The 23,837-nt window shown below is 67.6% G+C and carries 22 protein-coding genes; 15 read left to right on the forward strand and 7 right to left on the reverse strand.

Annotated features, from left to right (window positions below; genetic code table 11):
* The first annotated feature begins 68 nt into the window (after window positions 1–68).
* The 7 genes from AAFP30_RS12795 (at window position 69) to AAFP30_RS12825 (ending at window position 7,631) form a co-directional block, all read left to right on the forward strand.
* Window positions 69–1,568 carry an NlpC/P60 family protein gene (locus AAFP30_RS12795; RefSeq protein ID WP_419230299.1) on the forward strand — a complete coding sequence of 500 codons (1,500 nt, stop codon included), beginning with the start codon at window positions 69–71 and terminating at the stop codon, window positions 1,566–1,568.
* Window positions 1,569–1,724: 156 nt separating this feature from the next.
* A complete protein-coding gene (locus tag AAFP30_RS12800) occupies window positions 1,725–2,951 on the forward strand; it encodes an AAA family ATPase (RefSeq protein WP_419230300.1) in 1,227 nt (408 codons plus the stop codon).
* Window positions 2,938–3,876, forward strand: coding sequence for a DUF58 domain-containing protein (locus AAFP30_RS12805; protein ID WP_419230301.1), 939 nt, complete (start codon window positions 2,938–2,940; stop codon window positions 3,874–3,876). The genes AAFP30_RS12800 and AAFP30_RS12805 overlap by 14 nt, the downstream gene beginning before the upstream one ends.
* Window positions 3,877–3,889: 13 nt before the next feature.
* Window positions 3,890–4,858 (forward strand): VWA domain-containing protein, encoded by a 969-nt coding sequence (locus tag AAFP30_RS12810; RefSeq protein ID WP_419230721.1) that lies wholly within the window; start codon window positions 3,890–3,892, stop codon window positions 4,856–4,858.
* A gap of 53 nt (window positions 4,859–4,911) precedes the next feature.
* The gene (gene fabG1 / locus AAFP30_RS12815; protein WP_419230302.1) at window positions 4,912–5,658 is read left to right on the forward strand and encodes a 3-oxoacyl-ACP reductase FabG1; all 747 of its coding nucleotides are present in this window, start codon (window positions 4,912–4,914) and stop codon (window positions 5,656–5,658) included.
* Between the two features lie 30 nt (window positions 5,659–5,688).
* Window positions 5,689–6,522, forward strand: a complete 834-nt coding sequence (gene inhA, locus AAFP30_RS12820) for an NADH-dependent enoyl-ACP reductase InhA (protein WP_419230303.1) — start codon at window positions 5,689–5,691, stop codon at window positions 6,520–6,522.
* Window positions 6,519–7,631: a ferrochelatase gene (locus AAFP30_RS12825; RefSeq protein ID WP_419230304.1), complete on the forward strand. Its 1,113-nt coding sequence runs from the start codon at window positions 6,519–6,521 to the stop codon at window positions 7,629–7,631. The genes inhA and AAFP30_RS12825 overlap by 4 nt, the downstream gene beginning before the upstream one ends.
* An 80-nt stretch (window positions 7,632–7,711) precedes the next feature.
* Here the strand turns inward: AAFP30_RS12825 and AAFP30_RS12830 are convergent, their stop codons facing one another.
* Complete coding sequence (locus AAFP30_RS12830) at window positions 7,712–8,524, reverse strand: hypothetical protein (protein ID WP_419230305.1); 813 nt, start codon at window positions 8,522–8,524, stop codon at window positions 7,712–7,714.
* A 138-nt stretch (window positions 8,525–8,662) separates the two neighbouring features.
* Between AAFP30_RS12830 and AAFP30_RS12835 the strand changes: the two genes are divergently transcribed.
* Genes AAFP30_RS12835 through AAFP30_RS12845 form a run of 3 tightly spaced genes read left to right on the forward strand, consistent with a single transcriptional unit; the run spans window position 8,663 to window position 11,147 of the window.
* Complete coding sequence (locus AAFP30_RS12835; protein ID WP_419230306.1) at window positions 8,663–9,499, forward strand: DUF3097 domain-containing protein; 837 nt, start codon at window positions 8,663–8,665, stop codon at window positions 9,497–9,499.
* 46 nt (window positions 9,500–9,545) lie between these two features.
* The gene (locus AAFP30_RS12840) at window positions 9,546–9,974 is read left to right on the forward strand and encodes an NfeD family protein (RefSeq protein ID WP_419230307.1); all 429 of its coding nucleotides are present in this window, start codon (window positions 9,546–9,548) and stop codon (window positions 9,972–9,974) included.
* A gap of 9 nt (window positions 9,975–9,983) precedes the next feature.
* Window positions 9,984–11,147: an SPFH domain-containing protein gene (locus AAFP30_RS12845; protein WP_419230308.1), complete on the forward strand. Its 1,164-nt coding sequence runs from the start codon at window positions 9,984–9,986 to the stop codon at window positions 11,145–11,147.
* Between the two features lie 6 nt (window positions 11,148–11,153).
* Here AAFP30_RS12845 and AAFP30_RS12850 read toward each other — a convergent pair whose 3' ends face one another.
* The 5 genes from AAFP30_RS12850 to AAFP30_RS12870 all read right to left on the reverse strand — a co-directional run bounded on the left by AAFP30_RS12850 (window position 11,154) and on the right by AAFP30_RS12870 (window position 14,346).
* Window positions 11,154–11,699 carry a hypothetical protein gene (locus AAFP30_RS12850; protein WP_419230309.1) on the reverse strand — a complete coding sequence of 182 codons (546 nt, stop codon included), beginning with the start codon at window positions 11,697–11,699 and terminating at the stop codon, window positions 11,154–11,156.
* Window positions 11,696–12,286, reverse strand: coding sequence for a hypothetical protein (locus AAFP30_RS12855; RefSeq protein ID WP_419230310.1), 591 nt, complete (start codon window positions 12,284–12,286; stop codon window positions 11,696–11,698). The genes AAFP30_RS12850 and AAFP30_RS12855 overlap by 4 nt, the downstream gene beginning before the upstream one ends.
* Before the next feature lie 101 nt (window positions 12,287–12,387).
* Window positions 12,388–13,128, reverse strand: coding sequence for a TVP38/TMEM64 family protein (locus tag AAFP30_RS12860; protein WP_419230311.1), 741 nt, complete (start codon window positions 13,126–13,128; stop codon window positions 12,388–12,390).
* A 30-nt stretch (window positions 13,129–13,158) separates the two neighbouring features.
* Entirely contained in the window at window positions 13,159–13,737 is a 579-nt protein-coding gene (locus AAFP30_RS12865; RefSeq protein ID WP_419230312.1) for a hypothetical protein, read from the reverse strand.
* A 57-nt stretch (window positions 13,738–13,794) separates the two neighbouring features.
* Entirely contained in the window at window positions 13,795–14,346 is a 552-nt protein-coding gene (locus tag AAFP30_RS12870; protein WP_419230313.1) for a hypothetical protein, read from the reverse strand.
* Window positions 14,347–14,573: 227 nt separating this feature from the next.
* Between AAFP30_RS12870 and AAFP30_RS12875 the strand changes: the two genes are divergently transcribed.
* The 3 genes from AAFP30_RS12875 to meaB are packed head-to-tail and all read left to right on the forward strand — an operon-like array spanning window position 14,574 to window position 19,737.
* Window positions 14,574–16,487: a methylmalonyl-CoA mutase family protein gene (locus AAFP30_RS12875; protein WP_419230314.1), complete on the forward strand. Its 1,914-nt coding sequence runs from the start codon at window positions 14,574–14,576 to the stop codon at window positions 16,485–16,487.
* A complete protein-coding gene (gene scpA / locus AAFP30_RS12880; protein WP_419230315.1) occupies window positions 16,484–18,721 on the forward strand; it encodes a methylmalonyl-CoA mutase in 2,238 nt (745 codons plus the stop codon). The genes AAFP30_RS12875 and scpA overlap by 4 nt, the downstream gene beginning before the upstream one ends.
* Window positions 18,721–19,737 (forward strand): methylmalonyl Co-A mutase-associated GTPase MeaB, encoded by a 1,017-nt coding sequence (meaB, locus tag AAFP30_RS12885; RefSeq protein WP_419230316.1) that lies wholly within the window; start codon window positions 18,721–18,723, stop codon window positions 19,735–19,737. The genes scpA and meaB overlap by 1 nt, the downstream gene beginning before the upstream one ends.
* Here the strand turns inward: meaB and AAFP30_RS12890 are convergent.
* Window positions 19,734–20,561: a DUF5995 family protein gene (locus AAFP30_RS12890; protein WP_419230317.1), complete on the reverse strand. Its 828-nt coding sequence runs from the start codon at window positions 20,559–20,561 to the stop codon at window positions 19,734–19,736. The two genes, meaB and AAFP30_RS12890, sit on opposite strands and share 4 nt — an antisense overlap.
* Before the next feature lie 258 nt (window positions 20,562–20,819).
* Between AAFP30_RS12890 and AAFP30_RS12895 the strand changes: the two genes are divergently transcribed.
* On the forward strand, window positions 20,820–22,160 hold the full coding sequence (locus tag AAFP30_RS12895) for a hypothetical protein (RefSeq protein WP_419230318.1): 1,341 nt from the start codon (window positions 20,820–20,822) through the stop codon (window positions 22,158–22,160).
* The gene (locus AAFP30_RS12900; protein ID WP_419230319.1) at window positions 22,157–23,311 is read left to right on the forward strand and encodes a lipase family protein; all 1,155 of its coding nucleotides are present in this window, start codon (window positions 22,157–22,159) and stop codon (window positions 23,309–23,311) included. The genes AAFP30_RS12895 and AAFP30_RS12900 overlap by 4 nt, the downstream gene beginning before the upstream one ends.
* The last annotated feature ends 526 nt before the right edge of the window (window positions 23,312–23,837 follow it).

The raw sequence follows: 23,837 nt of genomic DNA on the forward strand, positions 1-23,837 counted from the left end.
ACAGTGATCCCGAGTGCTCGCAAGCGTCACATGGGGTGGATGGTGCCGTGATCGACAAGGGAGTTCTCGTGAGGCGACGGCTAACGGGTGTGGCGCGATTGAGCGCCCTCGTGATGATCGGCGTCGTCGGTGTGGGGGCCGGCCAGGCCACTGCTGCTCCGGCGAAGAAGACCGGCGTCGCGTCACTCATCAATCAGATCGCGGGCGTGAATCAGAACATCGCCGATCTCGACAGTGCCGTGGCGGTCAAGCAGGAGACGGTCAACCGCGCGCTCGTCGACTACCAGAACTCCCTCGCGGCCCAGCACCTCGCCACGGTGGCCGCGAACGGCGCCAAACGTGAGCTCACCTCCGCGACGCGCTCGGTGAACTCGGCGCAGCAGGCCTTCGACAACTTCGCCCGCAACGTCTACCGGCAGGGCAGCGCGCAGGGGTCGATGTCGGATTACGTGTCGTCGGACAACCCGCAGGGTGTGCTCGACCGGGTGACCGTCGTGGACCGGGTCGGACAGCAACAGCGCAACACCATCGACCGGTTGCAGGTCGCCCGCAACCAGCAGGCCAACCGCGTCGCGGCGGTGGAGGCGACGCGTCGACAGGCCGACTTCGCCGCGCAGAGCGCCGCCACCCGCAAAAACGGCGCCATCTCGGCGATGGTGGCCGCGCGGTCGGCGGTCGCCGCCGAGCAGCAGAAGCGGTCGGCGCTGATCAAGCAGCGCGACCAGGTGCAGGCCTCGCTCGACAAACTGCGCGGCGTCGTCCCCAAGCGGCAGGTCGAGTCGCCGTCGATGAACGATCTGCTGTCCAATCTGTTCCCGGGCCAGTCCGGCATCCCGGCGCTCCCGCCTGCGGCCGACACGCCGCTCACGCAGGGCGCGATCCCGTCGGCCGGCGGCGACAACCAGGCGCTCGCGGTCGCCGCCGAGGCGGCCGCCAAGCTCGCGCTCGACGTGGGCCAGAAGATCCTCGCCGGTCTCGTCGGCCAGCAGCAGCTCCCGCATTCGCAATTGCTCGACGAACTCGGCGTCGGTGGTTCCGACATGACCGGCAGCGGTGCCGACTCACTCAGTTCGACGCTGAGCACCGGAAGTCTGGGCTCGCTGTTCGGCAGCTCGGGCGGCGGCATGGTGCGTCCCGGCCTGCGCGGCCCGCAGGCCGTCGAGATCAGCGTCAACCGGGCGCTCTCACAGCTCAACGTCCCGTACGCCTGGGGTGGCGGTGACGCCAACGGCCCCACCCGCGGTATCCGCGACGGTGGCGTCGCCGACAGCTACGGCGACTACAACAAGGTCGGCTTCGACTGCTCCGGCCTGATGATCTACGCGTTCGCCGGCGTCGGCATCGACCTGCCGCACTACACGGGCTACCAGTACACGTCCGGTCCGCAGTTCCCGCTCTCCCAGATCAGGCGCGGCGACATGATCTTCTACGGACCCAACGCCAGCCAGCATGTCGCGCTCTACCTGGGCGACAACAAGATGGTGGAGGCACCGCAGTCAGGCGATGTGGTCAAGGTGTCGCCGCTGCGCACCGCGGGCGCAATGCCCATGGTGGTGCGGCTGCTCTGAGCCCGGACCGGATCCCTGAGGTGCCCTTCTTGGTCACTTTTCAGGCAATCCGACTACCCTGGCCGTGATGGTGGGTTGGCCGTGTCCGGCCGCACCCGCACGACGCCCCGGACCCACAGCTGCCCGACGCAGTATGTCGATGAACAGGAGCACCGGTTGACCTCTTCGCAGTCACCCGCAGACACCGCCGGACCAGACGCGGCCCGACCCGACAGCGCAGCATCGTTGTCCGAGGCCGACGTCAAGTTGTTGGAGCGAGCGATCTATGAGGTGAAACGGGTCATCGTCGGGCAGGACCAGCTCGTCGAACGCATTCTCGTCGGACTGCTCGCCCGCGGCCACATCCTCCTCGAGGGCGTGCCCGGCGTCGCCAAGACCCTCGCCGTGGAAACCTTCGCGACCGTCGTCGGTGGTTCGTTCTCCCGTGTCCAGTTCACGCCCGACCTGGTACCCACCGACCTCATCGGTACCCGTATCTACCGGCAGGGCCGCGAGGAGTTCGACACCGAGCTCGGTCCCGTCGTGGCCAACTTCCTGCTCGCCGACGAGATCAACCGCGCCCCGGCGAAGGTTCAGTCGGCGCTGCTCGAGGTGATGGCCGAACGGCACGTGTCCATCGGCGGCACCACCTACCCGATGCCCGACCCGTTCCTCGTCATGGCGACCCAGAACCCGATCGAGAACGAGGGCGTCTACCCGCTGCCCGAGGCGCAGCGCGACCGCTTCCTGTTCAAGGTCCTCGTCGACTACCCGACGGTGGAGGAGGAGCGCGAGATCGTCTACCGGATGGGTAACGTGCCGCCGACGGCGTCGCAGGTCCTGGATCCGGACGCGATGATCCGTCTGCAGCGACTGGCCGCGAACGTCTTCGTGCATCACGCGCTCGTCGACTACGTCGTGCGCGTCATCAACGCCACCCGCAGGCCCGGCGAACTCGGGATGACCGACGTCGCGGCCTGGCTGTCCTACGGCGCGTCACCGCGCGCCACCCTGGGCATCGTCGCCGCTGCGCGCGCACTCGCCCTGGTACGCGGGCGCGACTACGTGATCCCGCAGGACGTCGTCGAGATCATTCCGGACGTGTTGCGGCATCGCCTGGTGCTGTCCTACGACGCGCTGGCCGACGAGGTCGACGCCGATCAGGTGATCACCCGGGTGTTGCAGACCGTCGGTCTGCCGCAGGTCGGAGCGCAGCCGGTGGCACCCGCGGGATACCCGTCTGCCGGATCGGCACCCGCCCAGCAGCAGCCGGGTCCGAATCAGCAGGCGCCGCAGCAGGTACCGAATCAGCAAGCACCGCAACAGTATCCGCAGACGAATGGGGTTGCGGTGAACCAGGGTGCAGTGAACCAGGCGAACCAGCCACGGTATGCCGGCCAATAGCGACCTGCCGTCGCTCGGCGCCGGACTCCTATCGGAACCGCAGCTGACGGCTGCCCTCAAGACACTGGAACTCTCGGTGCGCCGCAAGCTCGACGGCGTCCTGCAGGGGGAGCACCTCGGCCTCATCCCGGGACCGGGATCCGAGCCGGGGGAGGCGCGGGCGTACCAGCCCGGCGACGACATCCGCCGGATGGAGTGGTCGGTGACCGCGCGCACCACCCAGCCGCACGTGCGGCAGATGATCGCCGACCGCGAACTCGAGACGTGGCTGGTCGTCGACGTCTCGGCGAGCCTGGACTTCGGCACGGTCAACTGCACCAAGCGGGACCTCGCGGTGGCCGCGGCCGCCGCCCTCGTGCACCTGACCTCCGGGGGCGGCAACCGCCACGGTGCGGTCATCGTCACCGGTGACCAGCTCGTCCGGGTGCCCGCGCGGGCGGGTCGCGCCCACGCGCAGAACCTGCTCAAGGCCATCGCGACCACCACCCGTGCATCCACCGGTGTTCGCGGCGACCTGCACGCCGGCATCGAGGCCCTGCGTCGCCCACAGCGTCGACGTGGACTCGCGGTCGTGATCAGCGACTTCCTCGGACCCATCGATTGGGAGCGGTCGCTGCGGGCGATCGGCGCGCATCACGAGTTGCTGGCCGTCGAGGTCCTCGATCCGCGCGACCTCGACCTGCCCGACATCGGCGAGATCACCCTGGCCGACGCCGAGTCCGGCGAGGTCCGCGACATCACGGTGACACCCGCGGTGCGCCGCGACTTCGCCGCCGCGGCCCGGGCCCATCAGCAGAAGGTGCATCGCACCGTTCGTAGCTGCGGCGGTCCGGTGCTGTCGTTGTCCACCGACCGTGACTGGATCACCGACACGGTGAAGTTCGTCGCCCAACGACGACGCGGCCTGGCCGCCGGGGTCGGGTGAGCCGCGGGTGTCGATCCTCGCGAGCCCGTGGTGGCTCCTGCTGTTCGTGGTCGTCATCGGCCTCGGCGTCGCCTACTGGTATGTCCAGCGGATGCGGCGCAAACGTGCGCTGCGGTTCGCCAATCTCGACCTGCTGAACCAGGTCGCACCGCAAGAACGCAACCGCTGGCGGCACGTGCCCATCGCACTGCTGCTCGTCTCGCTGGCGCTGTTGACCGTGGCCCTCGCCGGCCCGCAGGCCGACCGCAAGGTGCCGCGCAACAAGGCGACGGTGATCCTGGTGATCGACGTGTCGCGGTCGATGAACGCCACCGACGTCGCACCGTCACGCATCAAGGCCGCCCAGGCCGCGGGCAAGAAGTTCGCCGACGAACTCACCGACGGCATCAACCTCGGACTCATCTCCTTCGCCGGCACCGCGGCCACGCTGGTGTCCCCGACACCCGACCACAACGCCACCAAAGAGGCGATCGACAAGCTCCGGCTCGACGACAAGACCGCGACCGGCGAGGGCATCTTCGCGGCGATCCAGCAGATCCAGACCCTCAACGCGGTTCTCGGCGGCGACAAGGTCGCGCCCCCGGCACGCATCGTCCTGCTCTCGGATGGCAAGGAGACCGTCCCCGACGACCCGGACGATCCGCGCGGCGCGTTCACCGCGGCCCGCAAGGCCAAGGAGGAGAAGATCCCGGTCTCCACGATCTCCTTCGGCACCATGAGCGGCACCGTCGATCTGGAGGGTGACCAGGTGCCGGTTCCCGTCGACGACGATTCGCTGCGCAAGATCGCCAACCTGTCCGGCGGCCAGTTCTTCACCGCAGCCAGCCTCGACGAACTCAACAAGGTCTACGAGACGCTGCAGCAGCAGATCGGCTACGAGAAACGCCGGGGCGACAACTCCCGTCCGTGGCTGATCGCCGGTACCTTGTTGGCGCTGATCTCGGCGTTCGCGGCGCTGGCCATCAACCGACGGCTGCCCTGACGCGCCGGACCTGCGCACGAGTCCGTTCCACCCAACCGATAGGGTTTTCCCACATGGCAGAAAGCAACCCGGCAGCGCAGAGCAGCGCTGCCCAGGTGTCCCGTTCCGTCCTGGTCACCGGCGGTAACCGCGGCATCGGTCTGGCCGTCGCGCAGCGACTGGCGGCCGACGGTCACAAGGTCGCCGTCACCCACCGCGGCTCCGGCGCCCCCGAGGGACTGTTCGGAGTGCAGTGCGACGTGACCGACAACGCGTCGGTCGAGCGGGCCTTCGACGAGGTCGCCGAACATCAGGGACCGGTCGAGGTGCTCGTCGCGAACGCGGGGATCACCGACAACATGCTGCTCATGCGGCTGTCGGAGGACTCGTTCGAGAAGGTCGTCGACGCCAACCTGACCGGCGCCTTCCGCTGCGCCAAGCGCGCCACCAAGGGCATGCAGCGCGCCAAGTGGGGCCGGATGATCTTCCTCGGCTCGGTCGTCGCGATGTCCGGCGTGCCGGGACAGGCCAACTACGCCGCCTCCAAGGCCGGCATCATCGGCCTCGCCCGGTCGATCGCCCGAGAACTGGGGTCGCGCAACATCACCGCCAACGTCGTCGCGCCGGGTTTCATCGATACCGACATGACCGCGGAGATGGAAGACAAGTACATCGAGATGGCCAAGCAGGCCATCCCGCTCGGCCACACCGGCAAGCCCGAAGACGTGGCCGCCGCCATCAGCTTCCTCGCCTCCGACCAGGCCGCCTACATCACCGGTGCGGTCCTCCCGGTCGACGGCGGCATGGGCATGGGTAACTGAGCCGTTAGATCTCTGACAGGAGCACGTGCAATGACAGGCATTCTCGACGGCAAGACCGTCCTCGTCACCGGCATCATCACCGATGCCTCGATCGCCTTCGCCACCGCCAAGGTGGCCCAGGAACAGGGCGCGAAGGTCATCATCACCGGCATTCCGGAACGGCTCCGGCTGATCAACCGGATCGCCAAGCGCCTGCCCCAGGAGGTGCCCGACGCCATCCCACTCGACGTGACCGACGAAGAAAGCCTCGGCGCGCTCGCCGACCAGGTGCGCGAACTCGCACCCGAAGGCGTTGACGGCGTGGTGCATTCGATCGCGTTCGCGCCGCGCACCCTGATGGGCCCCGACGCTCTGCCGTTCCTCGAAGGCCCCGGACCCGATGTCGCGCAGGCATTCCAGATCTCGGCGTGGAGCTATGCCTCGCTGGCCCGCGCGGTGCTGCCGGTGATGAACGAGCGCGGCTCCATCGTCGGTATGGACTTCGATCCGCGGACCGCGATGCCGGAATACAACTGGATGGGTGTGGCCAAGGCCGCCCTCGAGTCGGTCAATCGTTACGTGGCCCGCGAGGTCGGGAACGCCAAGCGCATCCGCTCCAATCTGGTAGCGGCCGGTCCGATCAAAACCCTTGCCGCGAAAGCAATCTCGGGTACCGCCACGGACGACGCGAAGAAGCTGAACATGCTCAACGAGTACTGGGACGGCGCGTCGCCGATCGGCTGGGACGTGGACAATCCGGAGGTCGTGGGCACCAGCGTGTGCGCACTGCTGTCGGACTTCCTGCCCGGCACCACCGGCTCCATCGTCTACGTCGACGGTGGTGCCAGCCACAACACCTGGTTCCCCGAGAACATGTTGGGATGACCTCCGTCCCAACGGGATTCGATGCCGTTCTGCTACTTTCTTTCGGCGGACCGGACAAGCCCGACGACGTGCGTCCGTTCCTGGAGAACGTGACGCGCGGTCGGGGAGTCCCGCCGGAGCGGCTCGACGAGGTGGCCCAGCACTACCTGCATTTCGGTGGGGTGTCGCCGATCAACCGGCTCAACCTCGACCTCATCGACGGCCTGCGGTCGGAGTTCGCCGGTCGCGGTATCGATCTGCCGGTGTGGTTCGGCAACCGCAACTGGCATCCGATGGCCGAGGACACCGTCGAACAGATGTATCGGGCCGGTCATCGTCGGGTACTGGTGTTCGGCACCTCGGCGTGGGGCGGCTATTCGGGCTGCCGGCAGTATCACGAGGACATCGGGCGGGCGTTGTCGACGGTGACCACCCGACTGCCCGAGATGGCCGACGACCCGATGCTGCTGCGCAAGTTGCCGCACTTCTGGTCCGAACCGCTGTTCGTCGAAGCGTGCGCCGACGCGGTGCTCCGGGCACGAAAGGCGTTGCCGTCCAGCGATACACCTCCGAAACTGGTGTTCACTGCGCATTCGATCCCGCTGGCCGCCGATCATCGCGGGGGACCGCGCGGTCAGGGCGGCGACCTCTACAGCCGGCAGGTGTGGGCGGCGTCGGCGGCGGTGTCCGCCGCGGCCGGATTCGGCGATGACTTCGACCAGGTCTGGCAGTCCCGCTCCGGCCCGCCCCAGGTTCCGTGGCTGGAACCCGACATCTGCGATCACCTGGAAACCCTTGCCGAACAGGGTGTTCGGCAGGTCATCGTGGCGCCGGTCGGTTTCGTCTCCGACCACCTCGAGGTGGTGTGGGACCTCGACAACGAGGCCAAGGACAAGGCCGCGGAGCTGGGTATGGACTTCGTCCGGGCCGACACCGCCGGCACCGACCCGCGATTCGTCCAACTCGTCGTCGACCTGATCGAGCGCTACCGCGACGGCGACATCCCGCGCGGTGGGTTCGCGATCGACCCGCCACTCGGCTGCGCCGACAACGGATCCCCGTGTCGCCCACAGTGTTGCGAGCCGACTCCCCGGCGCGCCCCGGCCGCTCCTGAGCCATCCGCTCCCTGAGCAGCCGGCGAGGCGCTGCCGGCCGTCGATCCCTGAGGTGCGAGGCGCTGCCGGCCAGTCGATCCCTGAGGTGCGAGGCGCTAGCCGAGCCTCGAAGGGCCGCTGAACTCGCCGATCACCGTGTTCACCGCCGCCGCCCGCGCGGACCGCGCGAGTGCGGCCAGGCGGCGCAAGCGGGCGTCGCCATGGTCGATGTGGGCGGCGACGACCCCGAAAGTCGGTGCGTGGGCGCCGGTCAACGCGACGATGGCCTCGACCTGCGCGGCCGAATCGATCACCCGGGTGGCCCGGACGTCGTCGTGCGGCGGCAGCGCCACCTGGTGGCGGAAGGTGAGTCGGGCCAGCGCCGCCCGCAGTTCGGTGGGACTCGTCCGCGCGCCCGTCGAACCGAGCCCGCCGATGATCGACGCGGTGTCCCGAATGGCTTCGCGCAGTTCGTACTCCACCTCACCGAGAGACCGCGGTTGACGCCACGGCACGTCGACGGCGTAACGGTGCGCACTCCAACGGCAGACGCCGTCGGAGGTGCGGGTCGGCGTCAGGCCGACGACGCGATCGAGGTTGTGCAGTAGCAGTACCTCGCCGGCCTCGAGTGCTGCTGTCGTCGCCGGGTCCGGCGGAAGTCCTTGGGGATCACCGGCGGTCGGTAGGCGCACTTCGAAGCTGGTGGCCCGACGCAACAGCGCCAGGAGATTCAGTCGCGCATCGTCGGCGCGGAGGTCGCCGAGAAAGCCCTGGGGATCGGTGATCTCGTGCCGGTCGGCGAACTCGGTCAGAGTGTCGGTGACGTCGTCGGGTGCGCACCGGCCGGCGCGCCAGGCCGCCGACCACGCGCCCAGCGCACAACCCGGCCACGCGGGTGGGCCGGACACGAGGAGGTCGGTGCTGGTCATAGGTATTCCACGATAGGCCAGCCGGTTCGATCACGCGTCCCCGGCGTGGCTGGTTTCCGCGGGCCACGCGGTGGCCGGGGCCGATTCCGCGTCTCCGGCGTGGCTGACCATTGACGGGCCCCCGCGCCCGTACGGTTGATGGCCGTGACCGGTGACAGATACGGACGAGACGTACTGGCCAACCCGCGCCGCGCGAAACCGCGTGCGCCCGAGGTGGCCGCCGAACGCGACCTGGTGGTCGAGGACGCGGCCAGCGGATTCTGTGGTGCCGTCGTGGGTCTGGAGAAGAGTTACTCCGGTGATCTCGTGCGGCTCGAGGATCGGCGGGGCACCACTCGCGTGTTCCTGATGCATCCGGCGGCCTTCCTGATCGACGGCAAGCCGGTGACCCTGGTGCGCCCGCGAGGCCGCGGACCGCAGGCCCGGACCACCACCGCGTCGGGGTCGCGGATCGTCCCGCAGGCACGCGCGCGCACCGCCCGCGCCAGCCGCATCTTCGTCGAAGGTGTGCACGACGCGACCCTGATGGAACGCGTGTGGGGAGATGACCTGCGCGCCGAGGGCGTCGTCGTGGAGAGCCTCGACGGCCTCGACAACCTCGACGAGGCGCTCGCCGCGTTCGGGCCCGCCGCCAACCGACATGCCGGGGTGCTCGTCGACCACCTCGTCGCCGGCTCCAAGGAGATGCGGCTGACCGAACGCGTCGGCGAGCACGTGCTGGTGTGCGGGCATCCGTATATCGATGTGTGGCAGGCGGTCAAGCCCGCCTCGGTGAAGATCCCGGCGTGGCCGACGATTCCCCGCGGCGAGGACTGGAAGACCGGCATCTGCCGTGAATTACGCTGGGGGACACCGCAGGACGGATGGCGTCGAGTGCTGGCCGGGGTGCGCGACTACCGCGACCTGGAAACCGACCTGTTGCGCTCGGTGGAGGAACTGATCGATTTCGTAACGGCGGCGGAGGGCGACCGCTGAGTTCGGGGGCCGACTCGGTGTCGGTGACTTCTGGCACACTGGTCTCATGACCGCATTGGTATGGCTCGCGGTGGCGATCATCCTGGTGGGCGCCGAAATGTTCATCGGGGATCTCGTGTTGCTCATGCTCGGTGGCGGTGCGCTGGCCGCGGCGGCCACGGACGCGATCTTCGATCCGCCGCTGTGGGTCGACGGAGTGGTGTTCGCCGTCGTGTCCATCCTGCTGCTGGCCACGGTGCGGCCGGTCGCCAAGCGGCACATGCAGACTCGGCCGGTCTTGCTCACCAACACCGAAGCACTCGAAGGCCGTCATGCGCTCGTGACCGAGCGGGTCGACGAGCACGACGGCCGGGTGAAGATCGGTGGCGACGTGTGGTCGGCCCGGACCATGTCGCCGGGTGACGTGATCGAACCGGGTACCGAGGTGACCGTCGTACAGATCGACGGCGCCACCGCCGTCGTGTGGAAGGGGTAGGGGGACATCATGGAGTATTCGTTGTTGGCGCTGATCGTTCTGGTCTTGTTGGTACTGCTGGTCGTGGTGGTGCTGGTGAAGTCCGTGGCGCTGGTGCCACAGGCCGAGGCGGCGGTGATCGAACGCCTCGGTCGGTACACCCGTACGGTGTCCGGTCAGTTGACGCTGCTGGTTCCGTTCATCGACCGCGTTCGCGCCCGTGTCGACATCCGGGAACGGGTAGTGTCGTTTCCGCCGCAGCCGGTGATCACGCAGGACAACCTGACACTGTCGATCGACACCGTCGTCTACTTCCAGGTCACCAATCCGCAGGCGGCGGTGTACGAGATCGACAACTACATCGCCGGTGTGGAGCAGCTGACCATCACGACGTTGCGCAATGTGGTCGGCGGAATGACGCTCGAGCAGACGCTGACCTCGCGGGATTCCATCAACGGCCAGCTGCGTGGTGTCCTCGACGAGGCCACCGGCCGCTGGGGGCTGCGCGTGGCGCGCGTCGAACTCAAGAGCATCATGCCGCCGCCGTCGATTCAGGAATCGATGGAGAAGCAGATGAAGGCCGACCGTGAGAAGCGGGCGACCATTCTCGCCGCGGAAGGCCAGCGCGAGTCGTCGATCAAGACCGCCGAGGGCAGCAAACAGAGCCAGATCCTGGCCGCTGAGGGCGCCAAGCAGGCAGCCATTCTCGCCGCTGAGGGTGACCGACAGTCCCGCATCATGCGTGCCCAGGGTGAGCGCGCGGCCGTATACCTCAAGGCGCAGGGCGAGGCGAAGGCCATCGAGAAGACTTTCGCGGCCATCAAGGCAGGCCGGCCGACGCCGGAGGTGCTGGCTTACCAGTATCTGCAGCAGATCCCCGAGATGGCCAAGGGGGAGGCCAGCAAGGTGTGGGTGGTACCCACCGACTTCGGATCGGCGCTGCAGGGCTTCGCGAAATCCTTTGGCGCACAAGGTGCTGACGGCGTCTTCCGCTACGAGCCGCCGCGTGACGAGGCCCCGGTGCAGGTCGACGAGTCCGAGACCGAGGACTGGTTCTCGCTGTCCTCGGATCCCAAGGTGGCCCAGGCGGTCGCCGAGGCCGAGGCCGTCGCTCGCAAACCGGTGGAGCCGCAGGTCCCCGCCCGGGCGGCGCGGGAGCTGTCGTATGACGCCGCGCCGGAATCACCGCAGTGATGAATGTCAGTGCAGTAGTAGATAACCGACGCCGGACATGCCGGCCGCCCACAGCACCGACGCGAACGTGCCCATGATGAACTGCTCGCTCGCCTGTGGCGCGCGCAGTTCGGGGTAGCGGGCGAGGCTCTTGACCGCCAGGATCACCGCCAGCCCTTCCGGCCAACCGGCCAACAGGGTGCCTGCGACGGCGGCCCGCTCGAGGTAGCCGATCACCCGGCCGCCGCGCAGCGGACCGTCGGACGGCGTCGGGTTCTGCCCGATGACGCCACCTGTGCGCAGCACCAGCCGCACCACGAAGCCACCTCCGGTCACGGCCGCTGCGGTGGCGGCGCAGACGGTGACCACCCGGCCTGTCCCGGCCGCTGGTCCGCCGGCGACTCCCAGCAGGGCCGACGCTCCGGACAGCAGGAGCATCGCCGCCACGGTGCCGGCGTCGACCACGACCCCGGATCGGGGGTGCGCACCGAGCGCGAGCCGGTGACGGGTGCCTGCCGACACAGCAGGGAGCAGCGCGGTCGCCGCGAGCAGCGCGATCGCGACGCCGATCATGTCGTTGTCTCGTTCGCGGTCGCGAGCAGATCGGCCAGTAGCGCGTAGCCGTCGTCCTCGATGTCCCAGCGGGCGCTGCGCAGTCGCTGTGACATCGCCTGTGGGCTGATGCCCAACTGCTGTGCGGCCTCGGATTGGGTGATGCCCGATCGCATGAGCGTGACCGCTTCGGTGCCCTGTTCGCTGCGCTGGGTGATGACGTCGGCGACTAGCCGGGCGGCGGTCTGGGCGTGGGTGCACCGCCGGGTATCGGCGCCGCGCACCGCCAGCGGGATGCGCTGGGACTTGGCGGCATCTACGGCCTCGCGCGCGAACTCGAAGGCAGGCCCACGTCCCGCACGCGTCGACTCCGGCAGCGGTTGTTCGACGACGCCGACCCCGACGCCGACGCTCCAGTGGCCGTCGGTGGACAGCTGGACGCAGAGGCGCGCCACTACGGTGGGGTCGTCGAGGACGGCCTGGATCTCGTCGCCGGCCGTCCGTTCGAAGGGGCGGACGGTGGCGGTGTCGGCGAGTGTGTCGAGTACGGCATCGACGCGATCGATGTCGCGTCGACTGCCGCGCTGATCAACAGTCATCACAAACATGATGAGAGCACCTCCCACTGACAAGACCTTCAAATTCAAGGTAACAGGCTTGTCTTTGTCAAATCAAGCTTTGAGACTTGATTGTCGCGGCGATGGTCAAGTCAAGAGACTTGATGTTCCCCAGGTAAGGTGCTGGGCTTGACTGCCGACTCGGCGGCGTCGGACACCGGCAGCCGCGCATCGAGCAACAGACCGATGACCCCGACCGCGAACAAGCCGGCGCTGAACAGCAACAGCTTGGGATCGCGCTGCCCGGTCAACGCATCGCCCAGGAACACCACCGCAGCGGTGCCCGGGGCCATGCCCACCACACTGGCCAGAAGATAGGGAATGGTCCGCACCGACGACAGCCCCGAGCAATAGTTCGTCACCGAGAACGGACACGCGGCGATCAGCCGGAGCGATCCGACGGCCAGCCAGCCGCGACGTTCCAGTCGGTATTCGACGGCCCGGACCACAGGTTTGTTCAGGTAGGGCCGCACCCGCTTCCGGCCCAGCTCACGGACCAGCCAGAATGCGGCGACCGCGGCGATCGTGGACGCGATCATCGCGCCGGTGAATCCGACCGCGGGCCCGAACAGGACTCCCGACATGACGGTGAACGCCGATCGCGGGAAAGGTGCGACGGTGATGAGGGCGTAGGCGGCGAAGAACGCCCACGCGAACCCCGGGCCCAGGGCCACGCCCCAGTTGCGGACGCTGGCCACCGACGGGATCGGCATCAGGTAGGAGCAGATGAGAACGCCCGCGACGATGGCGCAGAACAGCAGTGCCCGACGCAGCACCCGCGAGTCCACGCGGCGGCGTGTCGTCGGGGAGGTCTCGGTAGGCGTCGCGGGCACTCGGACACTCTACCTGCGCCGAGTAGACCGTCAGTGCAGCAAACCGGCCGGTGTGAGCGTCCGTAGGAGTGCAACCGTGTTGTCCCGCTTGGGTCGGACCCCGGCGGAGAACCGAATCGTCAGAGCCGCGTCGACCTGACTCCGACGGCCCATCCCGAACCAGTTCCGGGTGGGCAACGATGCCTCGAATGCGGCCACACGCGGTGAGGGTGCCGGCACGAACACCAGGTCGCGGATGGTGGCGTTCGACGATCGTGTGGTGCGCTGATGGATCATGAGCATCTCGGCCCAGGTCCAGGAGCGGAACCTTTCGTCACGGATGCGCATGAAGGTGACGCCGAACCGGTCGATCCGGGCGATGGCTCCGGTGGCCAGAACTCGACGGCCGAACGCGATACTCGCCCAGGTCAGGAGGATGCCGAGGGTCAGGAACACGAGACCGCCGACCACCATGGTGCCGCCGAGCAGTACCGACAGGCCCGCCAGCGTGAACATCAGTGCCATCAGGCCATTGAGCACCAGAATGACGACCGCACCGAATGTGCGGTGCTGCGTGACCTCGATGCCCGTCGACGCCCAGTGGTCGAACCCGCTCTGGTAGTACGTCACAGGTGCATGCTATTCAGTCGGCGGACAGCCACACCGCCATCCCGTAGACAGGTTCACTCATAACCGCGTGACCACTCGCATAGGGGCCAGCACACGGAGTTGGGCGACGGTCTCGTCGAGATCGGGGCGCATCCCCGCAGTGAACTTGATCATCGTGGCACGGCCGAGTTGGGTTTGCCGCATGAAGCGGCTTCTGCCAGGGCCGGCCGATCCCGATGCGCTCAAGGCGGCTGTGCGATCAGACGCGACAAGGTGGAACAGCAGGTAGCGTGACGGCGTCGCCTCGAGCCGCGTTGTCTGCGATTCGACGTAGGCGATCTCCGTCCATGACCAGTGGCAGAATTGCGGGTCTCGGATCCGCCCGAAGGTGACCCCAGTGAAGTCGATCCGCGCGATCAGCGTGCGCGTGAAGAGGTCACGTCCGATCTGGACAGTCCCCGCGATACCGATCACGGCGAGGATGAACACGTATCCGCCAACGGAAATTGCACCGTTGGCCAGCGCCCTCAGTCCAAAAGACAACATCAAGACCGTGACCAGTGCGCAACCGATGAACTGCAGGAAGGCTACGACGGTCAGGGTTTGTCGGATCTCGATGACATCGTGCACGGCGTAGGACGGTATCGGGTCGGCAGCCGATACGTATCACCCGCACCAGAACCCGCACGGTGAATCATTTCGATGACAGACAATGGACAGCGTCGGGTCGTGGTGAGTCACTTCACAACCATGACCGCACGCTAGGTACCGAGCGAGCGTTCGGCTAGGCTGACACGACGAACTCGGCCCATATGCTTTGCCCCACACCCTGGGCATCACGGAGGTGCGACACACACATGCCGCAGACCACACAACCGGACGCGGTCCCCGGCGATCGGTCGCTGGACGAGGCCTACGCGGCCTGGTCCGACGCCGCCGCCGCGGTGCTGGCGAAGGCCCGACGGGTCTCCGCCGACGAGCTGCCAGACACCGCAGAGGCGCTGCTGTCCACCGACACCCTCGACGGCCTCACCGTCCGGCCGCTCTACACGCGCTGTGACGAGACCGAGGAGCCGGGGCTGCCCGGCACCTTCCCATTCGTCCGAGGCGCCGACCCGGAACGCGACGTCACCATGGGCTGGCGCGTCACCGAGCGGTTCGGCGACGACGACGCCACCGCCGCCGACACCAATCAGGCGATCCTGTCCGCCCTGGACAACGGGGCCAGCGGACTCTGGCTGGCCATCGGTGCCGGCCTGGCCGCCGACGACCTCGCGACCGTCCTCAAGGGCGTCTATCTCGACCTTGTCCCGGTGACCCTGGACGCCGGCGCCGACGGCATCGCCGCCGCCCGCGCGCTCCTCGCCGTGCGCGCCAATGCGGACGCGGCTCCGCAGGCCGCGGCACCCACCGCCGCGACGCTGACGTCTTTCGGCTTCTCCCCGCTGACCGCTGCCTTCGCGGAGCGTCCGACTGTCGACGCCGCCGAAGCTACCGCGCTGGCGACCGACCTGCCGGCCGGGGTGCGGGCCTTCCGCGTCGACGGCACCCACTTCGCCTCCGCCGGCGCCGACAACGCCTCCGAACTCGGACTGGTCACCGCGGCCGCCGTTGCGCACCTGCGTGATCTCACCGCCGCCGGCCTGTCCGCATCGGATGCGTTGGGGCAGATCACGTTTGCCCTCGCCGCCGGCGACGACCAGTTCGGCTCCATCGCCAAGTTCCGGGCCCTGCGCAAGATCTGGGCGCGGGTAGCCGAAGTCGTCGGCGCGCCCGAGGCCGGTGCCGCGGTCACCCACGGTGTCACCGACCTCGCCATGACCAGCCAGCGTGACCCGTGGGTCAACATGCTGCGCACCACGATCGCCGCGTTCGGCGCCGGTGTCGGCGGTGCCGACCAGGTGACCGTGCTCGGTTTCGACGCCGCGCTGCCCGTCGATCGGCGCACCTCGAGTGCGACGTTCTCCCGGCGCATCGCCCGTAACACCCAGCTGCTGCTGCTCGAGGAGTCCAACATCGGTCGTGTCCTCGACCCGGCGGGGGGCTCCTGGTTCGTCGAGTCACTGACCGACGACCTCGCCGCCGCCGGCTGGGCGGTCTTCACCGAGATCGAGACGGCCGGCGGTTACCGCGCTGCGCTCGACGCCGGCTGGATCGCCGACCGGGTCGGTGCCGCACTGGCCCGCCGCGACGATTCGGTCGCTCATCGTCGTACCTCGGTCACCGGCGTCAACGAGTTCCCCAACCTCGATGAACGTCCGCTCGGGGCCGGCGTCGCCGACACCACCGACCTGCCGCTGGGTGGACCCAAGCTCGCTCGCGTCGGCCGCGCCTACGAAGAACTGCGCGACCGTTCGGATGCGGTCCTGGCCGCCGACGGTCGTCGTCCCAGTGTCCTGCTGTTGCCGCTGGGATCGGTTGCCGAACACAACGGGCGCACCACCTTCATTGCGAATCTGCTTGCTGCCGGCGGTATCTCGGCGGTCAACCCGGGTCCGCTCGCGGCTGACGGTATCGCCGCCGCGGTGAGCGAGGCGGATACCTCGATCGCAGTGCTCTGCGGCACCAAGGCGCGCTACGCCGAGGACGGCCCGGCCGCGCTCGCCGCGGCCCGCGCCGCCGGACTCGACCGCGTGCTGTTGGCCGGACCGGACAAGGAATGGCCCGCGGGGGACGACACCCCGGACGGCTCGCTGCGCGTCGGTATCGACGCGGTGAGCACCCTGACCGACCTTCTCGACCATCTGGCCCCGGCGGGAGTTTCGAAATGACCCAGACCGAACCCACCCAGACCGGCTCGATCCCGAGCTTCGCCGACGTCGAGCTGGATCTGACGACGCCCCGGGCGCCGTCGACCACCTCGGCCGACGCCACCGACGACAGCGTGTGGAACACGCCAGAACAGATCGACGTCCGGCCGATCTACACCCGTGCCGACCGCGACGCCGTCGCCGAGGGCGGCGAACATCCGTATCCGCTCGACTCCGTCCCGGGTGAGGCGCCGTTCATCCGCGGCCCGTACCCGACGATGTATGTCAACCAGCCGTGGACGATTCGGCAGTACGCCGGCTTCTCCACCGCCGCCGAGTCCAACGCCTTCTATCGCCGCAACCTCGCGGCCGGGCAGAAGGGTCTGTCGGTGGCCTTCGACCTGGCCACCCACCGCGGCTACGACTCCGATCACCCGCGCGTCGCCGGTGACGTCGGTATGGCCGGTGTGGCGATCGACTCCATCCTCGACATGCGTCAACTTTTCGACGGCATCGACCTGGGCAATGTGTCGGTGTCGATGACGATGAACGGTGCGGTGCTGCCGATCCTGGCGCTGTATGTGGTGGCCGCCGAGGAGCAGGGGGTGCCGCCGGAGAAGCTGGCCGGGACCATCCAGAACGACATCCTCAAAGAGTTCATGGTCCGCAACACCTACATCTATCCGCCGAAGCCGTCGATGCGGATCATCTCGAACATCTTCGAGTACACCAGCCAGAAGATGCCGAAGTTCAACTCGATCTCGATCTCCGGCTACCACATCCAAGAAGCCGGGGCGACAGCCGATCTCGAGCTCGCCTACACCCTCGCCGACGGCGTCGAGTACATCCGCGCCGGTCTCGAGGCGGGCCTGGACATCGACAAGTTCGCGCCCCGACTCTCGTTCTTCTGGGGCATCGGCATGAACTTCTTCATGGAGGTCGCCAAGCTCCGGGCAGCGCGTCTGCTATGGAGCGAACTGGTCGCGCAGTTCGACCCGAAAAACGCGAAATCGCTGTCGCTGCGCACACATTCGCAGACCTCGGGCTGGTCACTGACCGCGCAGGACGTCTTCAACAACGTGGCCCGCACCTGTGTGGAGGCGATGGCCGCGACCCAGGGGCACACCCAGTCGCTGCACACCAACGCCCTCGACGAGGCCATCGCGCTGCCCACCGACTTCTCCGCGCGCATCGCCCGCAACACCCAGCTGCTGCTGCAGCAGGAGTCGGGCACCACCCGGCCGATCGATCCCTGGGCCGGCTCCAACTACGTGGAATGGCTGACCTATCAGCTCGCCGAGAAGGCGCGCGGCCACATCGCCGAGGTCGAAGAGGCCGGCGGCATGACCCAGGCCATCAACGAGGGTCTGCCGAAGCTGCGCATCGAGGAGGCCGCCGCCCGCACCCAGGCGCGCATCGACTCCGGGCAACAGCCACTGATCGGCGTCAACAAGTACCAGGTGACCGACGACGAGGAGATCGAAGTCCTCAAGGTCGAGAACTCCAAGGTGCGTGCGGAGCAGCTCGAGAAGCTGGAACGGCTTCGCGCGCATCGTGATCCGGCCGCGGTGGAGAAGGCGCTGGCCGATCTCACCCGCGCCGCCGGCAGCGCCGAGGGCGGGATGGAGAACAACCTGATGGCGCTGGCCATCGAGGCCGCCCGGCATCAGGCCACCGTCGGAGAGATCTCCGACGCGCTGGAAAAGGTCTATGGTCGCCATCAAGCGGAGATCAAGACCATCAGCGGGGTGTACCGACATGAGGCGGGCGACGTGAGCAATGTCGACGCGGCGACGCAGATCGTCCGGCAGTTCGCCGAGGCCGAGGGACGACGTCCCCGTGTCCTCGTCGCCAAGATGGGACAGGACGGCCACGACCGCGGACAGAAGGTGATCGCCACCGCCTTCGCCGACCTCGGCTTCGACGTCGACGTGGGCCCGCTGTTCGCCACCCCGGAGGAGGTTGCCGCGCAGGCCGCGGACAACGACGTGCACGTCGTCGGCGTCTCCTCCCTCGCCGCGGGTCACCTCACTTTGGTGCCCGCGCTGCGCACGGCCCTCGAAGAGGTCGGCCGTCCCGACATCATGATCGTCGTCGGTGGTGTCATCCCACCGGGTGACTTCGACGAGCTCTACAACGCCGGCGCGGCCGCGATCTTCCCGCCCGGCACCGTGATCGCCGACTCGGCGGTCGAGCTGGTGGGCAAGCTCGCCGACAACCTGGGTCTGGAACTGGCCGGGGTTGCCGCCGAGTGATGGCCGAGCAGTCACGGTCCACCTCGGTGGCGCGTCGGCGCGTGGACGTCGACGCCCTCACCGAAGGCGTCCTGGGTGGGAGACGGGCAGATCTGGCGCGCGCCATCACCCTCGTCGAATCCACCCGTCCCGATCACCGGCAGGCGGCGCAGGAGCTGTTGCTGCGCCTGACGCCGAACGCGGGCAACTCCTTTCGCGTCGGCATCACCGGCGTGCCCGGGGTGGGAAAGTCGACCACCATCGAGGCGCTCGGCATGTACCTCATCGAGCAGGGCCACAAGGTCGCGGTGCTCGCGGTGGATCCGTCGTCGACGCGAACCGGCGGCTCCATCCTCGGTGACAAGACCCGCATGGGCCGATTGGCCAGCGCGCCAGAGGGTTACGTCCGGCCGTCACCCACCTCGGGCACACTGGGCGGGGTGGCGAAGGCGACCCGGGAGACCATCGTGCTCGTCGAGGCGGCCGGCTACGACGTGGTCCTCGTCGAGACGGTCGGCGTCGGCCAGTCCGAGGTGACCGTCGCCAACATGGTCGACACCTTCAGCTTCCTTACTCTGGCCCGCACCGGGGATTCGTTGCAGGGCATCAAGAAGGGCGTGCTGGAACTCGCCGACGTGATCGTCGTGAACAAGGCCGACGGCAAGCACCTCAACGAGGCGAAAGGCGCTGCGCGCGAACTGCGCAACGCGCTCGGCCTGCTGTATCCGCACGATGCGCTGTGGGTGCCGCCGGTGCTGACCATGAGTGCGTTGGAGAACACCGGCGTCGACGACTACTGGAATGCGGTGTGCCAGCACAAGAAGGTGCTCACCGACGCCGGGGAGTTCGACGCGCGGCGCACGCGCCAGCAGATTGACTGGACGTGGGCGATGGTGCAGGACACCGTGCTGTCACGGCTCGCCTCGAGTGCGCCGGTCAAGGCCATCCGCAGGGACGTCGAGGCGCAGGTGGCGTCGGGGGATCTCACGCCCGCCCTTGCGGCGCAACGGATTGTCGAGGCGTTCGACGAGCGTTAGGGGGTGATCGGTATCGGCACCGGAACCTCCGCCAGCTCGTCGAGCACCGCGATGTTGTGCGCGACGTCGCGGCTCTCCCGGGCTGCGATGGCGTCGACGGCCACATCGATCGCGAAGCCGGGCGGATCGAAGATCAGCGCCGACTGATGGGCCACCTGTAGGTCGCGAGCGAGAATGGCCGGCCCCCAGAGGAATCCAGGTGTCAGCGCGAGAACGGACGCGAATCTCCAGGCACTGTCGCGGAAGGCGACCACCGCCTCGTTGATGACGAAGATCTGATTCTGTTGCAGCACTGCGTAGATGTCGGCGAGTGCGGGGGAGAGGTCGTTGATCTCGGTGATGACGGCACTGACCTGTCCGGCGATCACCGCATTGATGCGGTCGTAGTCGCGACGCATCGCGGGCAGTCCACGACGGCCGGCTACCTTCACCGTGGCGATACCGAGGTCGAGGCCGATGTGACTGGTGATACCGGAGAGCATGTGCTGCACCAGGATCGGGTCGGTGTCGTCGGCGTGGTCGAAGGTGGTGCGCCAGGATCGCGTCGGCGTCGGAAACTGTCCGGGGTGGAAGCGGCCGTTGACCGCGTCCAGATAGCGCGCGGCGAAAACCACGTCGAGTCGTTCCATGCGGGGGCCGTCGTCGAAGACGTCGTCGGCGATGGCTGTCTGCACCGCAAGCGTGATGCGCTTGTAGAGCGCGGCGAAATAGCCGAGGCGACTCGGTCGCGACCCGGCCCACTCGATGATGCCGTCGAGTGCCGCCACCACGTCGTCGATCGTGGCGACGGGCGGGATCGGAGCGGGACCGGTCGAGGTCGGCATGGGTTCGAGTATCGGACGCACGCGGCCAATTGGCCACGGTGTGCGAGTGGAATTCAGCTCATGGACCGACGACGACGCCGCAGGCTTCCGATGGATCGTGTCGCCGGTGTTGGCCGTCTGTGATCCGCCTGTTACCTTACTTAGGATCACCTAAATCGTGGTGGTCCTCGTCGTCGGATTCCGGGGGACTCCACGGCGGGTTTGGGGAGTGTGGGTCAGAGAGGTTGGACGTTGCTGCGCCGTCTAACGATCATTGCGATGGCTTTCGTCATCTGCGTGGGGCTTGTCGATAATCACGGTTCGATCGGCGCGAGCGCGAACGCGGCGCCGTCGACCACGCAACCCAACACGACGTCGCCGTCGTCGAAGGAATGTGTCGGCTCGGACTTCGCCACGATGGGCAAGATCTACGACGCGATCTTCGATTCGGTGGTCGGCTATCTCCCGCCGAACATCCAGCGCGACAAGGCCAAGATCAAGGCCCAGACCCATCGGGACATGGACCGGCTGCGCATCTCCAACATGCTGGTCTCCAACCATCCGAAGCAGATGGGTGCCGCGCAGAACGACCCGATCATGAAGTACCGCGACCCGATCTCGCAGTACGTCGTGTCGCAGTTGCTGAACATCCGGCACGGCAAGCAGTTCCAGGCCATCCCGGTGGAGAACCTCACGCTTGCCCAGGCCGTGGAGACGGTGTGGCTGCTGATCCACGTCACGGTCATCATCCCGCTCACCGTCGCTCTGAGTGCGGTCCCCGGCATCGCTCAGATCTGGGGCCCGATCACGGTGAAGTTCCTCATCACTGCGCCCTTCTACATCGCCATGTACGGCGCGGGTTACCTCTACCGCAGCATCTCGAGCGCCCTGGTCAACTCCTGCCTGGTGTCGATGACCAAAGAGGAGAAGGACCGCGCCGGTAAGCCGGTGAAGGATCTGCGGTTCGCCGGCTCGGTGCCGCAATGGATCAACGAGATGGCCGGGCAGGTCGATCTCGCCGACCGTAAGGGATGCAAGCCGATCGGCGATGCGCCGATGTCGCGCATCATCGACCGCACCACCAACTACCTGCGTGACACCAATAAAGACCCGGCGACCAAGGCGGCCATCACCGGTATCTCCAAGGACGTGGAGAACCGGATGCGTAACACCTGGGTGCCGGTCAACCTGATCCCCGCCGACCCGGCCGATTACAACCAGATCGAGTCGCTCATCTCGTTGCTCGGCGGCTACCTGGCGCCCGACATCCCGATCGGTGACATCTCGATCGGCACCGCAGGCGCGCCGCTCGACATCATCATCGGCCTGATCCACAACATCAACACCGGCCAGAACATGGGCAAGATGGTGCGCCTGTGGGATCTGCCGGTCACCAAGACGATGACCGCGGCGTACTACACCATGTACTTCAGCATCTACGTGACGCAGGTGATCTACACGAATGCCCTCGTCATGACCATCCCGACCGTCGCGCCGTACTTGCCGCGTCCGTTCGGTCTGTTCTACGCGCCGCTGAACTTCGGGTGGAACGCCTATCACAACGTCTTGCGGGACATGTGCTTCTCCGAGGACAAGAAGGTGCAGGCAGCAGTCGCATGAGAATCGCAGGGTTGACGGCGATCTTCGCCGCAGTGGTCCTGGGCATTGTCGGGCTGGTGGCGGCGCCGCACGTCGACGCCGCGCCGCAACGCGCCGGACAGCTACTCAGCGCGACCGACATCACCGCTCGGCCCGACGCGAAAGTGGGCGGTGCCCAGCGGGTCTACTCGATCACCTATCTATCACCGAACAGCGCGGGTGCGCTGGTACCGGTCCGCGGAACGGTCATGATTCCCGCGAAGTCCAACCGTCCGGGCGGCTGGCGGGTCTTGGGCTACGCGCACGGCACCGCCGGACTCGGCGACCAGTGCACGGTCACCGACCGGATGGGGCATCAGGGCCGATACGACGATTGGCTCGGTCCCTGGCTGCGCGACGGGTACGTCATCGCGGCGACCGAGTACGCCGGCATCGGCGGCCCGGGTGAGCACGCCTACCTCGACGGCGAGGTCGCCGGTAAGAACGTCATCGACATGGTCCGTGCCTCACGACAGTTGATCGCCCAGCAGGGGGGCCAGGTGTCGACCGGATACCTCACCTCCGGAGCCTCCCAGGGTGGTCACGCGTCCATCTGGGCCTCGCACCTGGCACCCTCGTACGCACCAGAACTCCGCAATGTCGGGTCCGTGGTCAACTCGCCCCCAGTGGGCATCGCCGACTACTTCCAGATGTTGGCCCCGGGCTTCCCGCCGGTCGCCGTGCCGGACTACGTCACCTATTTCTCGTACGTGCTGGCCGGACTGAAGGTGGCGCGACCCGACGTCGACGTCGACTCCTATCTCACTCCGTTGGGCCGCACCGTGATCGCCAACGCCAAGACGCTCTGCTACCCGAACCAGGGACGGGCGACCAAGGGCATGACTGTTGGTCAGCTCATCGCACGGCCACTCAACCAGGGTCCGCTGATCCCGGCGTTGCGCGAAGTCACGCGTGTGCCCACCACCGGATTCCGTGCCCCGCTGCTCGTCCAGCAGGGTGGAGTGGACGTGGTGGCATGGGCGCCGTTGACCGCGCAGTGGGTCGAGCAGACCCGCCGCGCCGGGGCCAACATCGACTTCCGTGAGTTCACCCAGGCCGGTCACGGACTGGGGGCCTGGTCCGAGACGAATGCTCTCACTTGGTCGGACACCTTGGGCTGGCCGCGGTCCTGACCGACTGCCGCAACTGACCCCCGGGGCTGGCGGGGTGACCCCCCCCCGCCGGGCGGGCCGCCCCGCGGGGCTGCCGGCCCCCACCCGCGCGGGCCGGGCCTTCAGCCCCGGTCTCGTTGTACCGGTATCGTCGTCGCACTATTAGGTTCTCAAAGAGCTTGCGCGGTCCCGACTTTCATCGGATGCGCGAGGAATGTGCTGCGCTGGACTATCTCTCTGTCAGGCCTTCCTCCTTGACCCGCACGCACCATATCTCCTGCCACCGACAATCTTGACCGGGCACGATGAGCCTTTCTGAGCCGTCCGAACTTGTCGGAGGTGCGCGCTATACTGGCGGATTTCGATGTATCCGACACGCGAAAAATGCTGGTGCACAGTCTGTTTGCGTGGATCAAAACTATTGACTCGAACGTGTGTGCGAGTAGAATTGGGGTATGCCCTCCACCACCGCTCCCACTCCCGTCGACCTGCTCGCTACCGCCCGGGACCTGACCGTCACCGGGATGACCCTATGCCTGGCCTTCGA

Origin of the sequence: Gordonia sp. CPCC 205515 (assembly GCF_048537925.1) — a bacterium.
GTDB lineage: Bacteria > Actinomycetota > Actinomycetes > Mycobacteriales > Mycobacteriaceae > Gordonia.

Coding starts and splice junctions, on each gene's coding strand:
- AAFP30_RS12830 (WP_419230305.1), bottom strand. CDS start 8,524: ATGACCAGCACCGACCTCCTCGTGTCCGGCCCACCCGCGTGGCCGGGT.
- AAFP30_RS12875 (WP_419230314.1), top strand. CDS start 14,574: ATGCCGCAGACCACACAACCGGACGCGGTCCCCGGCGATCGGTCGCTG.
- AAFP30_RS12890 (WP_419230317.1), bottom strand. CDS start 20,561: ATGCCGACCTCGACCGGTCCCGCTCCGATCCCGCCCGTCGCCACGATC.
- AAFP30_RS12855 (WP_419230310.1), bottom strand. CDS start 12,286: ATGTTTGTGATGACTGTTGATCAGCGCGGCAGTCGACGCGACATCGAT.
- AAFP30_RS12900 (WP_419230319.1), top strand. CDS start 22,157: ATGAGAATCGCAGGGTTGACGGCGATCTTCGCCGCAGTGGTCCTGGGC.
- AAFP30_RS12850 (WP_419230309.1), bottom strand. CDS start 11,699: ATGATCGGCGTCGCGATCGCGCTGCTCGCGGCGACCGCGCTGCTCCCT.
- inhA (WP_419230303.1), top strand. CDS start 5,689: ATGACAGGCATTCTCGACGGCAAGACCGTCCTCGTCACCGGCATCATC.
- meaB (WP_419230316.1), top strand. CDS start 18,721: ATGGCCGAGCAGTCACGGTCCACCTCGGTGGCGCGTCGGCGCGTGGAC.
- AAFP30_RS12835 (WP_419230306.1), top strand. CDS start 8,663: ATGGCCGTGACCGGTGACAGATACGGACGAGACGTACTGGCCAACCCG.
- fabG1 (WP_419230302.1), top strand. CDS start 4,912: ATGGCAGAAAGCAACCCGGCAGCGCAGAGCAGCGCTGCCCAGGTGTCC.
- scpA (WP_419230315.1), top strand. CDS start 16,484: ATGACCCAGACCGAACCCACCCAGACCGGCTCGATCCCGAGCTTCGCC.
- AAFP30_RS12845 (WP_419230308.1), top strand. CDS start 9,984: ATGGAGTATTCGTTGTTGGCGCTGATCGTTCTGGTCTTGTTGGTACTG.
- AAFP30_RS12895 (WP_419230318.1), top strand. CDS start 20,820: ATGGCTTTCGTCATCTGCGTGGGGCTTGTCGATAATCACGGTTCGATC.
- AAFP30_RS12840 (WP_419230307.1), top strand. CDS start 9,546: ATGACCGCATTGGTATGGCTCGCGGTGGCGATCATCCTGGTGGGCGCC.
- AAFP30_RS12805 (WP_419230301.1), top strand. CDS start 2,938: ATGCCGGCCAATAGCGACCTGCCGTCGCTCGGCGCCGGACTCCTATCG.
- AAFP30_RS12825 (WP_419230304.1), top strand. CDS start 6,519: ATGACCTCCGTCCCAACGGGATTCGATGCCGTTCTGCTACTTTCTTTC.